This window comes from Kribbella sp. NPDC051936, from assembly GCF_040680955.1.
Classification (GTDB): domain Bacteria; phylum Actinomycetota; class Actinomycetes; order Propionibacteriales; family Kribbellaceae; genus Kribbella.
In genome coordinates this window covers 357702-380157 of sequence record NZ_JBFAXS010000003.1, presented here as the reverse complement: position 1 = coordinate 380157, position 22456 = coordinate 357702, and the positions used below count along the sequence as shown (strand labels likewise).

At 69.6% G+C, this 22456-nt stretch carries 20 protein-coding genes and 1 pseudogene; 10 read left to right on the top strand and 11 right to left on the bottom strand.

Annotated elements, in window-relative coordinates:
* Positions 1–83: 83 nt before the first annotated feature.
* Positions 84–719, bottom strand: a complete 636-nt coding sequence (locus tag AB0L64_RS12020; RefSeq protein ID WP_363710164.1) for a hypothetical protein — start codon at positions 717–719, stop codon at positions 84–86.
* A gap of 26 nt (positions 720–745) precedes the next feature.
* Complete coding sequence (locus AB0L64_RS12015; RefSeq protein WP_363710163.1) at positions 746–1639, bottom strand: GIY-YIG nuclease family protein; 894 nt, start codon at positions 1637–1639, stop codon at positions 746–748.
* A gap of 217 nt (positions 1640–1856) precedes the next feature.
* On the opposite strand from AB0L64_RS12015, the gene AB0L64_RS12010 reads away from it, so the two are divergent.
* Together AB0L64_RS12010 and AB0L64_RS12005 are read left to right on the top strand one after the other, a co-directional pair.
* A complete protein-coding gene (locus AB0L64_RS12010; protein ID WP_363710162.1) occupies positions 1857–4826 on the top strand; it encodes a PQQ-dependent sugar dehydrogenase in 2970 nt (989 codons plus the stop codon).
* A 42-nt stretch (positions 4827–4868) separates the two neighbouring features.
* Positions 4869–5996 (top strand): serine hydrolase domain-containing protein, encoded by a 1128-nt coding sequence (locus AB0L64_RS12005; RefSeq protein ID WP_363710161.1) that lies wholly within the window; start codon positions 4869–4871, stop codon positions 5994–5996.
* 206 nt (positions 5997–6202) lie between these two features.
* Here the strand turns inward: AB0L64_RS12005 and AB0L64_RS12000 are convergent, their stop codons facing one another.
* The gene (locus AB0L64_RS12000; RefSeq protein ID WP_363710160.1) at positions 6203–6850 is read right to left on the bottom strand and encodes a DUF998 domain-containing protein; all 648 of its coding nucleotides are present in this window, start codon (positions 6848–6850) and stop codon (positions 6203–6205) included.
* A gap of 172 nt (positions 6851–7022) precedes the next feature.
* Between AB0L64_RS12000 and AB0L64_RS11995 the strand changes: the two genes are divergently transcribed.
* Positions 7023–8351 carry an FAD-binding oxidoreductase gene (locus AB0L64_RS11995; RefSeq protein ID WP_363710159.1) on the top strand — a complete coding sequence of 443 codons (1329 nt, stop codon included), beginning with the start codon at positions 7023–7025 and terminating at the stop codon, positions 8349–8351.
* On the opposite strand, the gene AB0L64_RS11990 is transcribed toward AB0L64_RS11995, so the two are convergent.
* Entirely contained in the window at positions 8344–9183 is an 840-nt protein-coding gene (locus tag AB0L64_RS11990; RefSeq protein WP_363710158.1) for an EamA family transporter, read from the bottom strand. The genes AB0L64_RS11995 and AB0L64_RS11990 overlap by 8 nt on opposite strands.
* Before the next feature lie 204 nt (positions 9184–9387).
* Here AB0L64_RS11990 and AB0L64_RS11985 point away from each other — a divergent pair, with 204 nt between their 5' ends.
* The gene (locus tag AB0L64_RS11985) at positions 9388–10107 is read left to right on the top strand and encodes an endonuclease/exonuclease/phosphatase family protein (RefSeq protein ID WP_363710157.1); all 720 of its coding nucleotides are present in this window, start codon (positions 9388–9390) and stop codon (positions 10105–10107) included.
* On the opposite strand, the gene AB0L64_RS11980 is transcribed toward AB0L64_RS11985, so the two are convergent.
* Both AB0L64_RS11980 and AB0L64_RS11975 read right to left on the bottom strand, forming a co-directional pair.
* Entirely contained in the window at positions 10092–10559 is a 468-nt protein-coding gene (locus AB0L64_RS11980; protein ID WP_363710156.1) for a GNAT family N-acetyltransferase, read from the bottom strand. The genes AB0L64_RS11985 and AB0L64_RS11980 overlap by 16 nt on opposite strands.
* On the bottom strand, positions 10549–11928 hold the full coding sequence (locus AB0L64_RS11975; protein ID WP_363710155.1) for an MFS transporter: 1380 nt from the start codon (positions 11926–11928) through the stop codon (positions 10549–10551). Before AB0L64_RS11975 ends, AB0L64_RS11980 begins: the two co-directional genes overlap by 11 nt.
* A 115-nt stretch (positions 11929–12043) precedes the next feature.
* On the opposite strand from AB0L64_RS11975, the gene AB0L64_RS11970 reads away from it, so the two are divergent.
* The gene (locus AB0L64_RS11970) at positions 12044–12616 is read left to right on the top strand and encodes a TetR/AcrR family transcriptional regulator (protein ID WP_363710154.1); all 573 of its coding nucleotides are present in this window, start codon (positions 12044–12046) and stop codon (positions 12614–12616) included.
* Here the strand turns inward: AB0L64_RS11970 and AB0L64_RS11965 are convergent, their stop codons facing one another.
* Complete coding sequence (locus tag AB0L64_RS11965) at positions 12617–12979, bottom strand: cupin domain-containing protein (RefSeq protein ID WP_363710153.1); 363 nt, start codon at positions 12977–12979, stop codon at positions 12617–12619.
* A 23-nt stretch (positions 12980–13002) separates the two neighbouring features.
* Positions 13003–14166 carry an MFS transporter gene (locus tag AB0L64_RS11960; RefSeq protein WP_363710152.1) on the bottom strand — a complete coding sequence of 388 codons (1164 nt, stop codon included), beginning with the start codon at positions 14164–14166 and terminating at the stop codon, positions 13003–13005.
* Between the two features lie 34 nt (positions 14167–14200).
* Between AB0L64_RS11960 and AB0L64_RS11955 the strand changes: the two genes are divergently transcribed.
* From AB0L64_RS11955 to AB0L64_RS11945, 3 genes are all read left to right on the top strand, one after another.
* Positions 14201–14497: a T6SS immunity protein Tdi1 domain-containing protein gene (locus AB0L64_RS11955; RefSeq protein ID WP_363710151.1), complete on the top strand. Its 297-nt coding sequence runs from the start codon at positions 14201–14203 to the stop codon at positions 14495–14497.
* Between the two features lie 10 nt (positions 14498–14507).
* Positions 14508–15032, top strand: coding sequence for a gamma carbonic anhydrase family protein (locus AB0L64_RS11950; protein WP_363710150.1), 525 nt, complete (start codon positions 14508–14510; stop codon positions 15030–15032).
* Between the two features lie 838 nt (positions 15033–15870).
* Positions 15871–16488 carry a DinB family protein gene (locus tag AB0L64_RS11945; protein WP_363710149.1) on the top strand — a complete coding sequence of 206 codons (618 nt, stop codon included), beginning with the start codon at positions 15871–15873 and terminating at the stop codon, positions 16486–16488.
* A gap of 321 nt (positions 16489–16809) precedes the next feature.
* Here the strand turns inward: AB0L64_RS11945 and AB0L64_RS11940 are convergent, their stop codons facing one another.
* On the bottom strand, positions 16810–18696 hold the full coding sequence (locus AB0L64_RS11940) for a DUF222 domain-containing protein (RefSeq protein WP_363710148.1): 1887 nt from the start codon (positions 18694–18696) through the stop codon (positions 16810–16812).
* A gap of 401 nt (positions 18697–19097) precedes the next feature.
* On the opposite strand from AB0L64_RS11940, the gene AB0L64_RS11935 reads away from it, so the two are divergent.
* Together AB0L64_RS11935 and AB0L64_RS11930 are read left to right on the top strand one after the other, a co-directional pair.
* The gene (locus tag AB0L64_RS11935; protein WP_363710147.1) at positions 19098–19577 is read left to right on the top strand and encodes a transposase; all 480 of its coding nucleotides are present in this window, start codon (positions 19098–19100) and stop codon (positions 19575–19577) included.
* Between the two features lie 120 nt (positions 19578–19697).
* Positions 19698–19911, top strand: a pseudogene (locus AB0L64_RS11930) (DDE-type integrase/transposase/recombinase); the annotation flags it as partial.
* A gap of 133 nt (positions 19912–20044) precedes the next feature.
* Here AB0L64_RS11930 and AB0L64_RS11925 read toward each other — a convergent pair.
* Together AB0L64_RS11925 and AB0L64_RS11920 are read right to left on the bottom strand one after the other, a co-directional pair.
* The gene (locus AB0L64_RS11925; protein WP_359934076.1) at positions 20045–20710 is read right to left on the bottom strand and encodes a response regulator; all 666 of its coding nucleotides are present in this window, start codon (positions 20708–20710) and stop codon (positions 20045–20047) included.
* Entirely contained in the window at positions 20707–22350 is a 1644-nt protein-coding gene (locus AB0L64_RS11920) for an ATP-binding protein (protein WP_363710146.1), read from the bottom strand. The genes AB0L64_RS11925 and AB0L64_RS11920 overlap by 4 nt, the downstream gene beginning before the upstream one ends.
* Positions 22351–22456 lie beyond the last annotated feature (106 nt).

The window sequence follows — 22456 nt, the reverse complement described above, 5'->3', positions numbered from 1 at the left end:
CGCCCGGCGTACCTGCTCTGCGGTGACCGGCGGCGGGCGGAGGACGCGACCCAGGAGGTACCGCCGCCTGAAGCACTGGAAGATCAGCCGGTGATCTTGGCGGCGAGCTCCTGGGCGGTGTCGCGGGTGTAGGAGCCGGAGATCTGGATCTGGCCGCCGGAGATCGCCGACTGGACGGACGGCGCGGCGACGACCTGGCCGTGGACCACGATCGCCAACTGGTTCGCGGGCGGTTGCTGCTGGGCGACGGCCGCGGTCAGCTGCTCGAACTGCTTGGCGCCTTCCGCGTCGAGCGTCAGGCCGACGTACCAGCCGCCGGCGCCGTTCTCCTGGATCGCCGCCTTCACCTCGGACACGTTGCTGCCGTTGAGTTCGACCTTGCCGAGCGTGTAGCGGGTGCCCTTGTCGTCGCACGCCGTCCCCGATGATGCCGGGGTCGGGCAGGTGCCGGGCTTCGCCGTCAGGACCCGGCGGAACTCGACAGCGGTCGGGTCGGACGGCTTGGTCCGAGCGGCCGGGGTCGAGCTGTCGGCTGCGGGCTTCGCGTCGTCGCGGTTCAGGAACAGCACGAGACCCGTCGCGATCACACCGACGAGCACCAGCACGAGACCGCCGACGATCACCAACGGCACCCAAGTCCGGCGCGGTTGGACAGGTTGCGGGAACCCTGGGTACGGCGGACCGGGCGGCTGGTTCGGCGGTGCCGGGGGCTGCGTCATGCCCAACATGCTAAGTAGCCGGGAAGTCACTCACCGAGAAGGCGAGCCGCCAGCTCCGCGTTCCGCCGCGCGAACGACCGCCACAACTCCGGCGTCTCGGCGACCCGCTTCCGCGCTGCCGCCGCGCCGGCCGCGCGTTGCGTCCACGTGCACATCCGCCCGCCGCGCAGCTCGAACCGCACGAGTACGCCGTCCGCCCACCCGTACACATCCGCGTCCTGCGGCTCGAGCCACGCGACCTTCTGCTCCGAACAGATCCAGTCGAGCGCCTCGATCTCGCCCTGCACCTTGGCCGCGAACTCGTACCGCAACTCCCCCGCCGCCCGATCACGCCGCCGGACCAGCTCGTCGCGCAACGCCCCGACCGCGGCCGGATCCCGTTGCAGGACAGCGATCGCGGTGCGCGTCAGCGCGTCCCGATCCCCCGGCCCGATCCCGAACAGCCGCCCGAACTCCTCGGCCGAACCGTCACCCGCGACGGTGTACTGCAGCGGCAGCACCCGGTGCAGACCGGAGATCGCCTGCCGGATCCGCAACCCGCCGAGGTACGGACCGAAATGCAGCGCATTCCCGCTGATCAGGTGCTCGAACCGCAAGCCGGGTTTCGTTGCGTCGCCGAGCCGGATGTAGCCGACCACCTCCGCGCCGCCCTCGGTCCGGTTCCAGCGCGGCTTGGAGTGTTCGAGCAGATTGCGTTCGAGCCATGCCGCTTCGTGTTCGGAGTCGCACCAGACACCTTCCACGCGGGCGATCCGCCGCACCATCCGGCGCAGATGCGGGCGGTCGCCGAGATGCACCCAGTACGACTGCACGCGCCGGCGCAGGTTGCGGGCGCGCCCGATGTACAGGACCTTCCCGGCGTCGTCCCGGAAACGGTAGACGCCGGGGCCCGTCGGCAACTCCCGAACGCTGCGCATCATCAGCCCAGTGTGCCCGGTCCGACCGGCCGAGTGACCGCGCGGTGGATTGTTCGAAACGAATACGGGCCGGGGCTTGCGCAGCATCTGTGCCGGACGTCATCCTGGCGCGATCCGAGTGCCCGCAGGGGGTTGTGGGGACGGGCGCCGGAACTTCGGCCTGGGGGGCTTCGTGAGGATATCTGCCCAGTGGCTGCGCCGTGCGCTGTCCACTCTGTGCGTGGTACTGCTGCTGCCGGTCGTCGCGACCACACCGGCACGGGCTGCAGTCACGCCCACCGGTTTCAGTGAGCAAGTGGTGTTCAGCGGGCTCGACAGTCCGACGAACGTCGCGTTCTCGCCGGACGGCCGGGTGTTCGTCGCCGAGAAGAGCGGCCTGATCAAGGTCTTCGACTCGCTCGACGATCCGACGCCGAGTGTGTACGCCGACCTGCGCACCGAGGTGCACAACTACTGGGACCGCGGGCTGCTCGGTCTCGCGCTGCATCCCGATTTCCCTACGGATCCGCGGATCTACGTGCTGTACACGCACGACGGCCTGATCGGCGGGCCGACTCCGAAGTGGGGTACGCCGGACACCGACGCCGACCCGTGCCCGTCGCCGCCCGGTCCGACCGCCGACGGCTGCCAGGCCAGTGCACGGCTCTCGGTGCTGAACGCGAACGGCGCGGAGCAGGTGCTCGTCGAGGACTGGTGCCAGCAGTACCCGAGCCACTCGATCGGTTCGATCGAGTTCGGCCCGGACGGCTACCTGTACGCCGGCGGCGGTGACGGCGCGAGCTTCAACTACGTCGACTACGGGCAGGACGGCTACACCACGTCCGACGTGACACCCGACAACCCGTGTGGCGACGGGCCTGCGCCGGTCGGCGCGACACTCCTGCCGCCGACCGCCGAGGGCGGCGCGCTGCGCGCTCAGGACCTGCGAACCGCGGGCGATCCGGCCAGCCTCGACGGCTCGATCATCCGCATCGACCCCGACACCGGGCAGGCCGCACCGAACAACCCACTGATCTCCAGCCCCGACCTGAACGCGCGCCGGATCGTCGCGGAGGGCCTGCGGAACCCGATGCGGTTCACGTTCCGGCCGGGGACGAACGAGTTGTGGATCGGCGACGTCGGGTACTCGACCTGGGAGGAGATCGACCGCATCGTCGTACCGACCGCGGGCGTCACGAACTTCGGCTGGCCGTGCTACGAAGGCGCCGCCCGCCAGCCCGGGTACGACAGTGCGAACGTCTCCATCTGCGAGAACCTGTACGCGGCCGGCTCGTCCGCGGTCGCCGCGCCGTACTACGCCTACCGGCACGCCGACAAGATCGCCAACACCTGCACCGCCGGCAGCTCGTCGATCTCCGGACTGTCCTTCTACAAGGGCGGGAACTACCCGTCGACGTACGACGGTGCGCTGTTCTTCACCGACTACAGCCGCAAATGCGTGTGGGCGATGATGAAGGGCAGCAACGGTCTCCCGGACCCCGCGAACATCCAGCTCTTCGCCTCCGGGTACGGCGCGACGCGTCTGCAGACCGGCCCCGGCGGCGACCTCTTCACGGTCGACTACGACAACGGCCGGATCCTGCGCTACGTCTACAACGGCACCAACAACCCGCCGACCGCGGTGATCCAGGCCGACCCGTCGAGCGGGCCGACCCCGTTGACGGTGACGTTCGACGGGACCGCGTCGAACGACGCCGACGGCGATGCGCTCACCTACGCGTGGGACCTCGACGGCGACGGGGCGTACGACGACTCGACGGCCGCGACCGTGCAGCACACGTACACGACCACCGGCACTGTGACCGCGCGCCTACGGGTGTCCGACGGGACGGCGAGCAGTACGACGTCGACGCAGATCAACGTCGCCAACACCGCGCCGACCGCGACGATCACGTCCCCCGGTCCGGCGCTCACCTGGAAGGTTGGGGACACCATCAACTTCTCGGGTTCGGCGACGGATCCCGAGCAGGGCACGCTACCGGCGTCCGCGCTGACGTGGTCGCTGATCATGCACCACTGCCCGAGCGATTGCCACACGCACACGATCACCTCACTGAGCGGGGCGAGCGGCTCGTTCACGGCGCCGGACCACGAGTACCCGTCGTACCTCGAACTGAAGCTGACCGCGCGGGACGCTCAGGGGCTGACCGATTCGAAGAGCGTGCGGCTCGATCCGAAGACGGTGACGACGACGTTCACGACAACGCCGGCCGGGCTGCCGGTGACGGTTCAGGACAAGAGCGGCAAGAGTCCGCTCGGTGCCACGACGATCATCGGCTCGAGTGTGTCGGTCGCGACGGATCCCGTGCAGAACGTCGCGAACCAGCTCTACCGGTTCGGCCTGTGGTCCGACGGCGGGGCGCGCGATCACAACCTGATCGCGCCGGCGACGGCTGCGACGTACCGGGCCGCCTTCGGCCTCAAGCGGAACCTCGCCCGCGGCCGGCCGGCTGTCGCCTCGAGCGTCTATGTCGCCGGGCGTGAGGCGTCCAAGGCCGTGGACGGTTCGATGAGCACCGCATGGTCGAGCGCGCGGACGGACCCGCAGTGGTACCAGGTCGATCTCGGCTCGGTGCAGGTCGTCAACCGGGTGATGATGAACTGGCTGTCGACGGCGTACGCGAAGGCGTTCCAGATCCAGGTGTCCGGGAGTGGGCGCACGTGGAAGACGGTGGCGTCGAGCGTGGGCGGCGACGGCGGGACCGACAACATCAAGTTCGCGGCGAACTACGCGCGGTACGTGCGGATCGTCGCGACGAAGCGAGCTGTTGCCGGGAGCTACTACTCCTTCTGGGAGTTCGGGGTGTTCCAGGACACCGGCCCCGCGACCGGGATCGGCGGCAAGTGCATCGACGTCTACCAGGCGCTGACCACAGACGGTACGCCGACGACGCTTTACACCTGCAAGGGCTCCGTGAACCAGCAGTGGACCCCGTCCACCGACGACGGCACCATCCGCACGATGGGCAAGTGCCTTTCCGCGCGCGGGACCGCCGTCAACACGCCGGCAGTGTTGTGGAGCTGCGACAACTCGGCCGGTCAACGGTGGATCCCACAGACCAACGGCGCCTTCGTCAACGCCGCCTCGGGGCTCTGTCTCGACGCAACCGGCGGGTCCACCGCCAACGGGACGAAGCTGATCCTCAACACCTGCAACAGCGCGCTGAACCAGAAGTGGGTCCTTCCGTAATTCGATCGTCGCCGCGGCCGTGCCGGATCTATCGTCGTGCCCATGAGTCAGGGTTGGGCGGATGACGGGTTCGGCGCGGTCGCGGACGCCTTCACGGAGAACTTCTCGCTGTTCCCCGAGCTGGGTGCGGCGGTCAGCGTGTACGCCGGCGGGCGCCGGGTGGTCGAGCTCTGGGACGGGGATGCCGCGCCGGGGCGGCCGTGGACGCGCGAGACCGTCGTACCGGTGTTCTCCTGCGCGAAGGGGCCGGTGAGCGTCGTCGTCCACCTGCTGGCGCAGGAAGGGCGGCTCGATCTGGACGCGCCGATCGGGACGTACTGGCCGGAGTTCGTTGCGGAGGGCAAGGACGCGATCACGTGCCGGATGGTGCTCGGTCACCGGGCCGGGATTCCGGTGCTGGACACGACGCTGACGTTCGAGGAGATCGCCGCGTGGATGCCGGTGGTCAAGGCGATCGAGGAGCAGAAGCCGCTGTGGGAGCCGGGGACGGCGTTCGAGTACCACGGGCATGTGTTCGGGTTCGTGCTCGGTGAGGTCGTCCGGCGGATCACCGGGCAGCTGCCCGGGGCGTACTTCCGGACCGTCATCGGCGACCCGCTCGAGCTGCGGGCGTGGATCGGCTTGCCGGCCGCGGAGCTGCCGACGCTGGCGCGACTGGAGGAGGCTCCCGGGCGTCCGCCTGCGCTCGATCCTGAGCACCTGCTGATGCGGATCGTCACGATGAACGGGGCGCTCGAGTTCCCCGGTCTCGACGTACCGCATGGCTGGAACGATCCCGACCTGCTGGGGATGGAACTGCCCGGGGCGGGTGCGGTCGCGTCCGCGAGCGGTCTGGCCGGCGTGTACGCCGCGGCCGTCACCGGCATCGACGGCTCCGCGCGGCTGCTGTCCCCCGAGACCGTCGGCGACGCGGTGCGTGAGCTCTCCTCCGGTGCCGGATTCCTCGGCTTCGACGCCGGCGCGCGCTGGGGCTCGGGTTTCCTGCTCGACTCCCCCTTCCGCCCGACCCTCGGCCCCCGCAGCTTCGGCAACGACGGCGCCGGCGGCCAGTTCGCCTTCGGCGACGACGACCACGGCATCGCCTTCGCCTACACAGCCAACCGCATGCTCGGCCACGGCGACCCCCGAGCCACCCGCCTGATCGACGCCCTCCGCACCTGCCTTTCTTAGCAGTCGTGGAGCGGGTGCCACGTGAAGGTCGAACCGTCGCGCTGAACGTGACCCAAGCCTGGGAACGGGAGCCAGCGGCACCGCTCAAAACCTGCAGGTCGACAGGATGTATCAGCAATTCGGGTAGTGCACCTGAGCGTGAATCCGATTGCGTGTACGCCGTCTCGCGGGTGCACTACCTGTCGAGCTTGCCGGCAACGCTCCCCCTAGCGCTTGTCGAGGGTGATTGTGGTGAGCCAGGTCCAGCCGAGGATCACCGCGAGGTCGAAGGCGATGATGGTGGGGCGGCTGCCGGCGCCGGCGTTGAGGCCTGCGAAGGCGGCGAAGAAGAGGATGCCGGTGACGGTGGAGAAGCGGGCGAAGGTGCGGCGGCCGAGGGCGCGGTAGTGGGCGGCGAACACCAGGCAGGCGGCGATCAGGCCGGAGAAGCCGATCGTGCCGGCGACGAAGTGGCCCATGCCGCGGGTGCTGATCTCGGCGTAGTCGGCCGGGGTACCGGCCGGGAAGCCGGCGCCCGGATCGGCCGGGAACGCGGCGGCCAGCAGCAGCCCGACCCCGTACGTCGCCACCAGCCGCGGACCCCACACGCGCCCGGGGGACGCGGGAGGCATCGCGCGACGGAGGCCCACCGCCGCGGCGATCGTGAGCAGACCGCTGACGATGAAGTTCGTCGTCTGGATCCACCCCGGACCGCCGTTCGCGAGCAGGCTGGCCGGGTGCCGGGTGATGTCGAAGGCTTCCCGGGTGAACGCCTGGATCAGCCAGGTCGCGACGTACAGCGGACCGGCGATGGCACCGCCGGTGAGCAGGGCGCGGGTGGAGATCCGGGTGGCCGGGAGCGTCGCAGTACTCATGTCGAAAGTCCCTTCACAGTTGACTGTTACCTCTGCGTCGACCGGACCGCCCGGGAATCGACAGCGCAGACGAAATAGGGCCGGGTTCTGTGATGTCTGGTTGGTCACGTCACATCCGGGCCCCGGCGGGCGTCAGGTGTTTGTTCGATGAGGGCAAACACGAAGGAACGTCATGAGCGCTGTAGTCGAAGGATTCGCTGGAGAGATTGTCGGACCGCAGGACGAGGGGTACGACGCCGCGAGCCGGACCGTGCTGGTCGGGGGCACCCCGGCGTACGTCCTCAGGCCCGCGAACGTCGAGGATGTCCGGAAGGCCGTCAGGTACGCCGCGGACAGCGGCCTGCCGCTCGCGGTGCGCGGCGGTGGACACGCGTTCCCAGGATTCGGGACGAACGACGGCGGGGTGGTGATCGACCTCGGCCTGCTGGCCGGCGTCGAGCTCGTCGACAAGGAGCGGCACGTCGTCCGGATCGGCGGCGGCGCCACCTGGGGCCAGGTCGCAGCCGCGCTGGCGCCGCACGGGCTGGCGATCTCGTCGGGTGACACCAAGAGCGTCGGTGTCGGCGGGCTGACGCTGAGCGGCGGCATCGGGTGGAAGGTCCGCAAGTACGGGCTCGCCCTGGACTCGCTCGTCGCGGTGGAGATCGTGACCGCGGGGGGCGACGTCGTCCGGGCGTCCGCGGACGAGAACCCCGAGCTGTTCTGGGCGGTTCGCGGCGGCGGCGGAAACCTCGGGATCGTGACCGCGTTCGACTTCGCGGCGCACCCGACGACGGACATCTTCTTCGGCAAGGTGAGTTTCCCGGCCGCCGAGATCGCGGATGTGCTGCCCCGCTGGGCCGAGTACCTGCGCACCGCGCCCGCGGAGCTGACCTCGATCGCGTCGTTCGCGAACCCGTTCCTCGGCGGCCCCGAAGCGCCGCTGGAGATCCAGGTCGCGTACGACGGTGATGACGCGGACCTCGCCGCGCAGGCGATCGACCCGATCCGCGCGCTCGGTACCGTGATCGCCGACGAGGTCGCGCTGACGCCGTACGCCGAGGTGCTCGTGGACGGCATGGTGCCGCCGCCCGGGATCCGGCTCGTCACGCGGAATGCCTTTGTCGACAAGGATTCCGTGCCGGACGTGCTGCGGATCCTCGCCGAGGCCGGCACGGCACAGGGTGCGCCGGTCATCGCCGTCCGCAGCATGGGCGGCGCGGTGGCGCAGGTCGCCGACGACGCGACGGCGTACGCGCACCGCCGGGCCGACCTGATGTTCATCACCACCACGATCGGGCCGCCGCCGGTGATCGAGGCGACGCGCCCGGCCCGGCAGCAGCTGTGGGATCGCCTGAGCCCGCACGTCAACGGTGCCTACGCGAACTTCCTGTCCGACGCCGGGGACGCCGACGTCGCCGCGGTCTATCCGGCCGCGACGTACGAACGGCTGGCGGCGGTGAAGCGTGAGTACGATCCGGAAAACGTGTTCGCCGGCAACCACAACGTCCGGCCTAGCTAGGTTCGCGATGCAGCCCGACCGCGGCGACGACGATCGCGACCGCCACGAGTTCGGCGGCCTGCGGGATCTGTCGCAGGACGACGGCACCGATCACCGTCGCCGTGGCGGGCAGCAACGCCAGCATCAGCGCGAACGTCGACCGCTTCAGCCGCGCCATCGCCAACTGGTCCGCGACGTACGGGATCACCGACGAGCACACCCCGACGCCGACGGCAGCGGCCAGCAACCTGACGTCGGTGAACGCCGGGACCGCCGCCCAGACGCCGGCAGGTAGCGCGAGCACCGTCGCCGTACCCATCGCCAGCGCGAGCCCGTCGATCCTTCGCAGGCCGTCCGTCCTCGACACGCGATGCCCGAGGACGACGTACGCCGCGAACAGCAGCGCGTTCGACGCCGTGAAGACCAGCCCGATCCAGTCGCCGGACAGGCGGATGTCGGTCAGCAGACAGACGCCGGCCACGGCAAGCAACACTGCGAGCACGTTCCGAAAGCTGCGCACCGCGATGGCCGCGAGCACAATCACCGGCGCGAACTCGGCCGCGGCGACCGTACCGAGCGGGATGCGTTCGATCGCCAAGTAGAAGCAGGAGTTCATCAGCGCAAGGACGAAGCCCCACCCGACGACCAGCCGCCGGGCTGGGCCGGACAGCACTCGCCACGCCCGCCACGGACGACGCCAGAGAGCGAAGATCAGTCCGGCCGAGGCAATCCGCAGCCACGCGACGCCGAGCGGTTCGATGCGGACGAACAGCAGCACCGCCAGCGCGGGGCCGAGGTAGTGGAACACGGCGCTGACGACGAAGTAGGTCTGCGGCGGAACGGTTCTGCGCACCGAACTCACGCTAGGAAGCGGCCCGCCGGACGACCATGCCGTTCCGGTAAGCCGGAGGGCGCTGAGCTTCCACACCGGAAATGACCCCGATGCCCGGAAAAACTCTGCGTCATGCGTCGATCGGGGATGTTTGCCGCGCTGGCCGGATGCCTACTTCTAGTCGTGTCACCGTTGACGGCGCACGCGAAGGTGGAGGCTACGACCGTGAAGACCTTGACGTTCAACATCCACCACGGCGCCGGCGTCGACGGCAAGCTCGATCTGGAGCGGGTCGCGAAGACGATCGAGGCGTCGGGGGCCGCGGTCGTCGGTCTGCAGGAGGTCGACAAGTTCTTCGACGCGCGCAGCAACTGGGTGGACCAGCCGGCCTGGCTGGCGGCGCGGTTGCAGATGAACTACGTTTTCGCCGCCAACCTGGACTGGGACCCCGCCGAACCGGGCAAGCCGCGGCGTCAGTACGGGACGCTCGTGCTGTCGAAGTACCCGATCGTCGACTCCCGCAACACCCTGCTGCCGCTGCATGCGGGCAGTGAGCAGCGCGGTCTGCTCGAGGCCATGATCGACGTGAACGGTACGCCGCTGCGCTTCGCCGACACGCACCTGACGACGATCAACGACGGCGAGCGCCTGGAGCAGGTGAACGCGATCGTCGCGCTGCTGAAGGACGCCCCGGAGGCGACGCTGCTGGTCGGGGACCTCAACGCCGTACCGACGTCGACCGAGGTCCGGACGCTGACGACGCACTGGACCGACACCTGGCCGGAGAAGGGCTTCGGGCTCGGACTCACCAGCCCCGCGCCGTTGCCGACCAAGCGGATCGACTACCAGCTGCACAATGCGCAGCTGGTGACGACCGCCGTGTCGGTCCCGGTGAGCTTCGCTTCCGACCACCTTCCGGTCGCGGCGACCTATTCGCTCAGCTGACGCTCGTACGCCTCCGGGCTCCAGCCGGCCACGGTTTTCGTGACCAGCTTGGCGCCGAGGCGTTCGTAGAAGCGGTATCCGGCGGTGTTCTCCAGACGCAGCCCCCAACTGATCGGCAGCCGGTCCGGCAACGCGAACCGGGCCAGCGCCAGCATGAGCTGCCGTCCCACACCGGCGTCGCGGAACTGCTCGCGGACGTAGAGATCGTCCAACGCCAACTGATCACCACCGACCCACAGGTACGGCCGGCGCAGCGCGGAAACGTACCCTGCCATGTCGCCGTCGACCTCCGCGATCAGCACGACCACCTCCTCACGCCCGAGGAATCCTTGCCAGTCCGCGACACTCGCGGTCATGTACGCGCCCTGGTCCTGGTAGTCGGCCAGCTCCCCCAGCATCGTGTGCACTGCTGCCGCATCCGCGACGACAGCACGGCGGATCTCAATGGACATGAACCCCTCCGGTCGAAGGCTTGAACGCCGGTACGACGACCAGCGCGAGGACTGCCGCGACCGCGGCGGTGACAGCGGCGAACGTGAACCCACGGGTGAAACCGGTCGACACCGTCCCGGCGAGACTCGCCGCCGCGACACTCGACACGACGGCGACGCCGAGCGACGCGCCGAACTCGTGGAACGTACTGAGGATCCCGGACGCCAGCCCGGCCTCGCGGTGGTCGATCTGCGCGAAGGTCGTGGTCGACGCCGCCACGAACGCGGCGCCGAGCCCGACCGTCCCGACGGTCATCCCGATCACGATCACGGCCGTACCCTCCCAGATCGCGGGGACAGCCACGCCCGCCGCGGTGATCAGGAACCCGGCGATCGCGATCGGCCGCGCACCGGTCCGGCCGACAAGGTGCCCGGCCACCTGAGCGCCGACGATCGCGGCGACCGCCACCGGGAGGAACAGCAGGCCGGTGCGCAGGGCGCCGTACCCCTGGAAGTGCTGCAGGTAGAACGAGCCGAGGAAGAACATCGAGATCATCAGCGCCGTCGCGACCAGGATCATGAATGTACCGGCGGTGACGGGACGGCGGCTGAAGATCCGCAGGTCCATCAGCGGTGACCGCACGGTGCGCTGGACCCAGGCGAACACGCCGTACAGCCCAAGGGCTCCGGCAAGTGTGCCGAGCGTCGCGGCCGACAGCCAGCCGTGGTCGCCGGCGTTGATCAGCGCATAGATCGCCGTACCGGTGCCGGCGGTGACCAGCAGCGCACCCGGTACGTCGAGACGTCCCGGCTGCTCGCTCGGATGGTCGGTCGGCAGCATCCGGACCAGCAAGGCGAACACGACCAGGCCGATCGGCAGGTTGATGTAGAACACCCATTGCCAGCCGGGGCCTGCGGTGAGCAGACCACCGAGCAGTACGCCGATCGCGGCGCCGCCACCGCCCATCGCCGACCAGATGCCGAGCGCCTTGTTGCGCTCCTCAGCGTCGAACGTCTTCGTGACGACGGCCAGCGCCGCCGGGGAGAGCATCGCGGCGCCGATTCCCTGCGCGACCCGGCCGCCCAGCAGGACCTCCGGCCCGTTGGCCAGTCCCGTGACGAGCGACGCGAGCGTGAACACCAGCAGGCCGGTCAGAACGACACGGCGGGAGCCGAACAGGTCGGCGGCGCGACCGCCGAGAAGCATCAGACCGCCGAACATCAGCGTGTACGCGCTGACCACCCAGGTCAGGGTCTCGCGCTGGAGATGGAGGTCGGTCTCGATGTTCGGCAGCGCGATCGCCACCACGGTGACGTCGAGGATCAGCATGAACTGCGCGATGGCGAGCAGCCCCAGCAGTCGCCACCGCCGGGGGTCGGGTTGAGTCATGGTCTCGTCCTTAAGTCGAACAGATGTGTACGGGTTATGTTCGTACGGTAACTCGTACACTGGTGTTCGACAAGAGGAATTCGTACAGTGGTGTTCAAGATCAGGGAGGTCCCGGATGGCTGTCACCACCAGGCGCGCGGACGCGCAGCGCAACATCACGGCGATCCTGACCGCCGCGGCCGAGTGTCTGAGTCGTGATCCGGCGGTGAGTACGTCGGAGATCGCGAAGGCGGCCGGCGTCGGCCGCGTGACCCTGTACGGGCACTTCCCGTCCCGGGCCGAACTGGTCGACGCGGTGTTCGTGCAGGCGATCGCGACCGGCGAGGAGACGCTGGGGCAGGTCGATCTGACCGGAGACCCGCGGGAAGCGCTGACCCGGTTGATCGCGTCGAGCTGGCACCTGGTCGACCAGTACCGGGCGCTGCTGATCGCGGCTCAGGACGCATTGCCGCCCGGCCGTGTGCGCGACTTGCACGCCGATCCGATGGCGCGCGTGGAGCAGCTGCTCGAACGCGGCCGCAGCGAAGGAGTGTTTCGGACCGACCTGCCGACATCGTGGCTGGTCAGCGTGATGCACAACGTGATGCACGGCGCCGCGACCGAGATCCAGGCCGGCCGGATCACCTCCGACGAGGCAGCGCCGTACATCACCGCGACCCTGCTGGCCGCGTTCACTCCGCCTGAGTAGCTACTCCAGCCAGGTGGTCTCGAAGGTCGGGTTGGCGTGGATGTGCACCGCTTCGTAGCCGCCGGGGCCGGTCCGGAACTTGTGCGGGGTCTCGGCCGGGACCACCAGGATCTGGCCGGCCTTGCCGATGATCTCCTCGCCGTCGACGGTGAATGTCGCCGAACCGCGCCGGATGATGAACGTCTCGGCGTACGGGTGCAGGTGCAGCCGCGGGCCGACGCCCTCCTGCGTGGTCGACTCGAGAATCAGCGAGACTCCGGCACCACCCGGAAGTTCGGTGTAGTTCTCGGTCCACTCCTCACCGTCGTCCCGCCCGTCGGCCCGGCTGATCACCGCGGCCCCCGATTTCGCGATCTCCGTCATGCCACCCTCCTCGATCGATCCTGTCACCGTAGCCTCGTCCCGGGCTCTTTCACATCCCTTTCACCGTTGGGCGAAGCCGCCAGCCCTCCCGCCACTGGGGCGAGTGCGGCGACGACCACCGCCAGTACGGCGACGCTCGCCAGGGCAGCCGGCAGTGACCAGGCGGACGAGAGCGCACCGACGGCGGCCGGGCCGACCAGGAAACCGAGATACGCGATCGTGGTCACCACCGCGATCGCTCCCGCGCGACGCTCCGGCCCGGCCCAGGCCCCGGCCATGCCGATGATCGTCGGCGCGCACACCGACGTACCGAGACCGGCGATTCCGATACCGGCGAGCGCCGTCCACGGGTTGCCCGCCGCGGCCGCGACGAGCGTTCCGATCGCGGCCACCAGACCGCCCGCGACCAGGAGGGGCACCGGTTGGATGCGCTTCAGCAACGCGTTGCCGGCGAAGCGGCCGGTCGCGGCCGCCGCGGCGAAGACCGCCGGAGCGATCGACGCCAGACCAGCCGGGGCGTCCAGCGAGGTGTCGAGGTGGACAGCGCTCCAGCTCTGCCAGGCGTTCTCGACCAGGTACGCGAGCGCGCACAGTGCGCCGAGCACGAGCAGTACGGGCTGGAGCCGGGCGCGTTTTTCGGTGGGCGTCGTCCGAACCGTGCGGGTTGCTCCGGGAGCGAGGGCGACGACCGCCGTGACCACGATCAGCGCCGCCGCACCGCCCAGCACCGGCAGCGCGCCGACACCCGCGGCGCGGAGCCCCGCCGTCCCGAGGCTCGCCACCACGACCGCGACCGAGAACATGCCGTGGGCAAGGTTCATCACCGGGCGTCCCGTGTCTGCCTCGGCATGCGATCCGGCCGCGTTGATCGCCACGTCCGTCGCGCCAGAAGTTGCTCCGAGCAACAACAGTGCGGCGCTCAGCGAGACGACGGAACCAGCGAGCGCCGGCAGTACGCCGCAGAGCGCGAACAGCACCATGACGACGGGCAGCACCATGCCGCCGTACCGGTCGATGAGGTATCCGGTCAGCCGCATCGACAGCAGCGCCCCGAGGCCGATCATCAGCAGCGCCACACCGAGCTCGCCGTCGTTCACTCCGGCCCCGGCGCGGATCGCGGGCAGGATCGCACCCCACGCACCCCAGAACAGACCGAACGCTGCGAACCCGGCGACTGGTTTGAGCATCCGCTCACCCTAGTTGGAGGCTAGGCTCGCGGTCATGGAGCTGACCCGGACGTTCACGGACGAGCTGCGGGACTCGTTGAACACCGAGGACGGTCAGGATCAGTACCTGCTGGCCGGTCTCGCGTTTGGTGCCGCGGACCAAGGCGTCGTACCGGGTCCTGATCAGGTCTACTCGTTCGCGCATCCGCCACAGCTCGGCGGCGAGATCGCGCTCGACAACGTCGAGGTGATGGACTTCGTGGTGTCGCTCAACATCCTCGGGCAGATCCACAGCCAGATCCGCGACCTGCCGCCCGGTACGCCGATTTCCGGGATCACGATCACTGACTAGGGTGTGGCGCATGCCGCTGTACTCGTTCGAAGGTAAGCGCCCGACCGTGCACCCCGACGCGTGGATCGCGCCGACCGCGACCCTCGTCGGCGACGTGGTTGTCGAGGCCGGGGTGTCGATCTGGTACGGCGCGGTGCTCCGGGCCGACCTCGGCACCATCACGATCCGCGCCGGGGCCAACATCCAGGACAACACCGTCATCCACGTCGGCCACAACGGCTGCGAGATCGGCCCGAACGCGACCGTCGGACACCAGTGCCTCGTCCACGACTGCACCATCGGCGAACAAGCCCTGGTCGGCAACGGCGCCATCGTCCTCGACGGAGCCGTCGTCGGCCCCCGCTCCCTCATCGCCGCGGGCTCAACAGTCACCCCCGGCGCCGTCATCCCACCCGAGTCAGTCGCCATGGGCAGCCCCGCCAAGAAAATCGTCCCGCTCGACGGCACCGCCAAACTCTTCGTAGACCACAACGCCACCGTCTACCACGCCCTGGCCGAACGCCACGCCGCCACGGTCGAACTGGTCGAGGACTAAGCCCCAACCCAAGCCGAAAGCCCTTCCTCGTCGCTCCGCTCCTCGACCTCCCCACTCTCCTGAGCTCCGGGGCTCAGCGCGGCACACTTGTCCCGGCCGACGTGGGAGATCCCGCGCCAGCTGTCGCCAGCTGCCGCCCACAGCTGCGAGCTGACGCTCGCCTCCAACCAGCAGGCCGGCGCCCCGCACACACCCCACTAAGCGCCGGACGGTTGCTCCCGGCCGACGCCCGAGCTGCCAATTGCCGCCCGGCGCAGCCAGCCGCCCCAACAAGCTGCGAACCAGCACCCGCCCCCAACCACCAGACCAGCTACCCACCCCACTCAGGGCCACGCTCCCTTCGGGCCAACACCCCAGGTACCAGCTACCACCCCGCGCAGCCAGCCGGCCCCAACAAGCTGCGAACCGGCACCCGCCCCCAACCACCAGACCAGCTACCCACCCCACTCAGGGCCACGCTCCCTTCGGGCCAACACCCCAGGTACCAGCTACCACCCCGCGCAGCCAGCCGGCCCCAACAAGCTGCGAACCGGCACCCGCCCCCAACCACCAGACCAGCTACCCACCCCACTCAGGGCCACGCTCGCTTCCGGCCAACGCCCCAGATGCCAGCTACCACCCGGCCCAGTCGGCCGCCCCAACAAGCTGCGAACTGGCACCCGTCACCGACCAGCAGGCCGGCGACCCGCACCCGGCCTCGCCGGGTGTAGCCAGCTGCCGGGCGCCCACAGGAACTGCCCCGGCAGGCCGCCTGCGCCGCCGGGCTGAACGCGACCGGCGTGAGGAGCGCCGGACTGATCACGGCGCCCTGGTGTAGAGATCGCCGCGTGCAGCGCGGGTGGACGAGCGAATGCCGACCGGCGCGACCCCGCGTCGGGTGAGTATGGGCGGTGTGATCGACGACTTCGCGAAGACCTATCTGCACGATGCTCTCCGTTGGGTACGTGAAGGGCTCGTGGCGAAGGTCGACGGGTTGTCCGAGTACGACGTACGCCGGCCGCTCACCCACACCGGTACGAATCTGCTCGGCCTGATCAAGCACCTGACGATCGCCGAGGCGCGCTATCTCGGCGAGATCTTCGATCGGCCGTACGCCGACCCGCTCCCCAGCTTCACCGATCCCGGATACGCGAACCACGACCATCTCTGGGTCAGAGAACACGAAACCCGCGCGCAGATCCTCACCAACTACCGCCGCGCCTGCGAGCACGCCGACGCCACCATCACCGCACTCCCGATCGACGCCCGCGCCACCGTCCCCTGGTGGCCGCGCCCCGACGTCATGCTCTTCAACGTGATGGTCCACGTCCTCACCGAATCGAACCGCCACGCCGGCCAGGCCGACATCCTCCGCGAACAACTCGACAACGCCACTAACACCGACCCCGACGTCGACTGGACCGCCCACCGCAGCCAAATAGAACAAGCCGCCCGAGCCGCAGACCCGTCCCACTGAACCGCTACGGCCGGATCCGGATCGGCGCGTTTGCGAGGCCAATGCGGTCCGCGCGGTGGGCCGCCGACACCACGGGTAAACGCTGATTCGCGAGGCATGAAGCACCGGGGGGCGGGTTGGCGAGCGCCCAGGTCCGGAATCTGGTGGGTGCGGACCTGTCTTCGGGCGATAATCAGGGCGTTCCCGTACGCCGCCCGGCATCGTCTCTGCGAGCTGTCGGCGACATTCTCGGCTCGCCGGCTCCGAGGGCGATGTTGCAGCGCCGCTCCCCTCCCGACCACTCCGTACGGCAGGTACGGGCTACCGAGCCGGTTGGTGTGCTCATGGGCCCGGGCGCGGCCCGGGTTTGCGGTTGCGGGTTTGTCGTGGTGGGAGTTGGTGGGTGCCATTGTGGTCGACGAGGAAGCGGAAGCCGTGAGGGCTGGTCCATTCAATGGCGCCGGTAGGCAGGCGTCGGTTCCTCCAGCCGCCGAAGGTTTTGGCGCGGTGGTGGAGTCGGCTCTGGGGCATGAGGTTGTCGACGCTGGTTTGCCCCGGCGGCCCGGTGCGTTCCGGCGGGCGTGTGCGGCCAGGCGGGCGTGTCTGACCGGGCGGACCGGTGCGATCCGCTGAGCTGGTTCGGCTGCGCGGAAAGGCACGATCCGCTGAGGCGGCTCGGCCTGGCGGGGCGGTACGGTCCGGCGCGCTCGATCGCCCCGGCGGCTTGGCCGGTGCTGACGGCTTGGCCGGTGCTGACGGCTTGGCCGGTGCTGAATGCTGCGCTGGTCGCGCGGCGTGGCTGTACGGCCTGATGTGGTCTTGGTCCATCCGGGTGGTGGCCTCTCCGCCGCCGTACGGGAACATGTCGACCGGGTGACGCAGACGAACGCGTTCGCGGATTCGATCCGGGATCTCGTAGCTGTGGACGCTGACCTGGTCGTGCAGGTCGATCACTGGCTTGACGACCACCTGGTCGTGGCCAAGCAGTTCGGTCAGTTGGCTGGCGAAGAGCGGACCGAGCTCCTCAACCCGCAGCACCCCGGCGCCGGTCGCCAGGGTCTTGTCGGTGAGGTGCACGTACAGGATGTGGCGGTTACGCCGCCCGGAGACCGCGCCGAGGCCAGTGCTGTAGGCGTCGCGCTTGATCGCGGCGAACCGGGCCGCCAGCGTGCCGGCCAGCGCTTGGCGAGTGAACCCGTCCGCACCCTCGGCCTCGCCACCGGCCACCGTGCTGTAAGCCACCGAGTCGGTCATGATGCCGTCGGTCACCTGAGCACCAGTCGGCTCACCGGCCACCGCACCAGCAGCCTTGCTCGCCATGTGGTCGACGTCGGCGGGCTCATCGACCGGCGGGGATTGCTCGAAGTCGCTGAGGTCCGAGGTCACCGGACAACCGTCACCACCGGTCGTGTCGCCGGTGGTCTCGTCGGTGCGAGCGGTCCAGGTGTTGGTGGGTTGCATGCGGGCGAGGTGGCGAGCTACTTCGATGAGGTGGTGGGCGGATTCGGGATCGGAGATCCAGCCGACAGCCTTGGCGCGGCGTTGGTCGAGGGTGTCCGTGTCGCCGAGGGCTTTGAGGGCTTGCGCAAGGTCGTCGATCTTGGCGTCGAAGCGGATCACGTCGCCGGCCGCTGCACGCACCCAGATCCTCTTGGTGCCGTGGTCGTCGGATTGGGAGACGAACACGCCCCGGGTCTTGGCGGCGGCTTCGGCGTTGGCCTGGGCTTGCTCTGGGTCGGCTTCCCAGATCGCGGCGGTGGTGATGGCGGCCAGTTTTCTGGGTGTGACGGTGTTGATGATGGCGGCGACGCGGCGGTCGACGATCGCGGCGGCTTCTTGGGACAGGGTCAGGCAGGCGTGGGCGATTTTGCGGGCGCGCCAGGCGATCGCGGTGCCGGACAGGACGGCGGCCCAGACGGTGGGGAGGCGGTGGCGCAGGGCGAGGGCCTCGCCGATGAGGGAGCTGGCGGCGCCGCTGGAGATGCCGAGGACGGCGCCGAACTCGATCGGGGCGAATTCGGCGACGCCGGGGCAGCCGTCGCCGCCGTAGACGAGGACGCGTTCGTAGCCGGGGAGGGGTTCGTAGCCTTCGGCGACGGCGTTGCGGTCGGCGTAGGCGAGCGCGGTTTCCAGGATGCGGGTGGCGGCGCGGTTCTCGATCTGGGCGCACTCGGCGGCCGCGGCGAGCAGGTCCGCGGTGTCGAGATCATCCAGATCGGTATCGAACATGTGTTCTATTGTAGATCACGATCCGGTTACAGCCAAATCCGCAAGACTCCGGAATCCCTTGCAGGCAAGGGAATCGCCGGTGTCGTGGCCGGGGAATCGGCACGTCTTGGGAGAGCGCCTTGCAGCAAGATCGTGCTGGGGTGCGTGGGGTTCTGTCCGGTGGCGGCGAGTCGAGGGCCGCGGTGCAAGATGCGTCGAAACGGGCCCTTGGTCGGGCGGCTGATGATGGCGCGCACGGCCCGCCGAGCGCAGTCGGTCCAGACCAGGGCAGTCTCCGGCGCTGTCGCTCCGCGGGCGGCAACCCGCAGCTTCCGCCGCCGTACCCCGGGCCGGCGTTGAGCATGCCGCGGCCGTGGGCACCACCCGGGCCAGCATCGCCCGGGTCCCGGTAGCCGCAACCAATGCACCGAGCTAAGCGGGGTGAGGTGTGCCAAGGGCGTTGGACAGGTGCTCTGGAGCGAGCCGGGAAGCGTCCGCGGTTCAGTGCGCAGTTTCGGGCTGAGGCTGTGCAGATGGTGGTGCGGTCGAGTCGGCCGATCACCGAGGTGGCGGGTGATCTCGGTGTGAAGCGGAAGACGCTGAACAAGTGGGTGAGTGAGTTTGCAGGCCGGTGTGCAGGAGTCTGTGGAGCCGGTGGATCAGGTTCGGGTGCAGGAGATGGAGGCCGAGATCCGCCGGTTGCGGATGGAGAACGAGTTCTTGAAAAGCCGCTGCCTGGCGCCACCGAGCCGAGGCTGCGGCCGGTGTCAGGCGGCGGGTTTTGGGGACGCGGATCCGGCAGGTGTTCGACCGGTCCCGGCAGACCTACGGGTGCCGGCAGGTCGGCGTGCCCGCTGAACCGCGAGGGGTGTGCCTGCAGCGTGGGACTGGTCGCGGTTTGATGCGTGAGCTTGGCTTGCGGGCCGTGCAGTCACGCGGCTACCGGCGGACCACTGCCCGGTGACCGCCCAGTCGACTCACCCGACCTGCTGGAGCGTGCCTTCGCCCCGGACAACTGCGCGCCGGGCGAGAGGCTGGTCGGTGACATCACCTACCTGCGCATCGGTCAGGGCTGGCTGTATCTGGCCACCGTGATCGACCTGGCCACCCGGATGGTCGTCGGCTGGCAACTGGCCGACCACACCCGCACCAGTCTTGTCGTCGACCCGCTCCAGATGGCGCTGGACAGCTGCGGGCGCGATCTTCTACTCCGACCGCGGTCGCCAGTACACCTCGAGTCAGTACGTCCGGTACTGCCGCGCCTCAACCACCGCCACCCTGGCCCACCCACACCGCCGCCAGAACCGCCGTCGCCGGTACATCGAAGCGACTAGGTGAGCGCCTGAGGAGCACGTGTGGGCTGGAAGTTCTAGGTTCGCCAGGTGTAGCGGCGTTCGGGGCGGCCGGTGGTGCCGTAGCGGAGGGTAACTTCGGTTCGGCCTTGGGCGGCGTAGAACTCGAGGTAGCGGCGGGCGCTGACGCGGGAGATGCCGATCTTCTCGGCGCATTCGGCGGCGGAGAGGCTGTCGGGGGTGGCTCGCAGAGCGGCGGCGACGAGGTCGGCGGTTTCCTGGCTGAGGCCTTTCGGGAGCCGGTTGACGAGTTGGCGGGTGGGGGCGAGGACGCGGTCGACGTCGGCCTGGGAGGTGACCTGGTCGGGGACGCTGGCGCGGCGGCGGGCGTACTCCTGGAGCCGGGTCCGCAGATCCTCGAAACCGAAGGGTTTCAGCAGGTAGTTCACGACCCCTTGCCGTACGGCGCCGCGCACGGCGTCGGCCTCGCGGGCGGCGGTGATGACGAGGATGTCGACGTCGGGCCGGACGGCGCGCAGCCGGGCGATCAGGTCGAGGCCGAACACGTCGGGGAGGTACAGGTCGAGCAGGATCAGGTCGGGAGCGAGGTCGGCGAGCGCGGCCACCGCCTGGTCGCCCGAGTTCGCGGTGCCGACGACCTCGAAGCCGTCGACGCGGTCGACGAACCCACGGTGGATGCGGGCGACCATGAAGTCGTCGTCGACGACCAGGACGGTGATCATCGGGCTCCTTCCGGGGTTCGCTGGGTGGACATCCGCGCCACGAACGCGGCGCCGCCCTCGGACAGGTTGGTGACCGCGACCTCGCCGCCGCGGCGCCGGCAGATCAGGCGCGTCATTGCCAGGCCGATCCCCCGCTCACCCTCGGCCGCGGCCTTGGTGGTGAAGCCGTGCGCGAACACCTCCTGCGCCAGCTCGGGCGCGACGCCGGGTCCGGAGTCGCGGACCACGATCTCGACGCTGGTCGCGTCCTGCCGCAGCTCGACCTCGACCCACGCGGGCGACAGCGGCGTGCCGGACTGCGCCGCGGCGTCGACGGCGTTGTCGACCAGATTCCCGAGGACGGTCGCGATGTCGGCGGACAGCGCCGGATCGAGGCGCAGCAGGGTGGTCCGCTCGGACACCCGAAGCTCGACGCGGCGCTCGGCCGCGAGCGACGACTTCGCCATCAGCAGGGCCGCGACCGTGGTGTCGTGGACCCGCCGTGTCACGGTCAGATCGAGCGATTCACGGTACCGATTGAGCGCACCGACGTACGTGACCACCTCGTCGTACTCCCCGATCTGGATCAGCCCCGAGATCGTGTGCAGCTGGTTCGCGAACTCGTGCGTCTGCGCCCGCAGCAGCTCGGCGGACGAGCGGAACGAGCCCAGCTCGCGCTCGAGCTGCGCGAGCTCGGTCCGATCGCGCAGCGTGGTCACGGATCCGAGCGACCGCCCGTCCTTGAGCACCTCCATCCGGTTCATCACGAGCACCCGCCCCCGCCGTACGACGACCGCGTCGCGCGCCTCGTCGTCGCCGGCGAGCACCTCGCGCAGCCGCCCTTCAATCCCCAGGTCCCGCAGCGATTTCCCGACCGCGTCGGCGGGCAGGTCCAGCAGCCGCCGGCCGACGTCGTTCACCAGCGTCACGCGCAGCTGGGGGTCCAGGGCAACGACTCCTTCGGCCAGCCCGTACAGCATGGCTTCGCGGTGCTCGGCCAGACCGGCGATCTCCCGCGGTTCGAGCCCGAGCGTCTGCCGCTTGATCCGGCGCGCGAGCAGCCACGACCCGAGCAGCCCGAGCACGCAGGCGATCCCGAGATAGATCGCCAGGTACGACGACGCGCCGCGCAACCGCTGCAGTACCGAAGGAGAGCGCTCGCCGACCATCACGGTGCCGATGTGGTCACCGAGCGTCCCGTCCGGATTGCCGAGCTTGTCCTTGCCCTCGCTGAGCACCGGGACCTGCGCGACCAGCTCCATTCCGTCGTCGCCCCGCAGCTGCCCGGACCAGCCCTTCCGGACATCCGGATCACCCAGCGTGAGCTGGGTGTCGATCAGCGTCACGTTGGTTGCCGCGATCACCTTTCCCTTGGCGTCGGCGACCGTGATCGAGGTGACGCCGGACTGGGCGATGCTGGTCTGCAGGGTCGGCGCGAGCATCTCGGCGGGGGCCGGGTTGCGGATGCTGAAGCGCAGCGCGGGACTCGCCGACAGCTGCTCCGCGAGCAGGGTCACCCGGCGGCCCTCCACCCGGTTGAAAGTGGCGGCAGACTGGGCAAGCGAGACCGCGGCCACGGCGACGAGCACGACCACCACGATCGCCAGCTGCAGCACGAGCAGCTGCCCAGCCAGCGTCGGGCGCCGTCCCAACCTCGCCATGCTCCACCTCCTCGCCCTTTCCGAACCGCATGATCACCGGTCCGGAGCCCGAGTGCCACACTTCACCCAGGTTCCGCCTGTGACCACAATGAACTCAACCACCGCT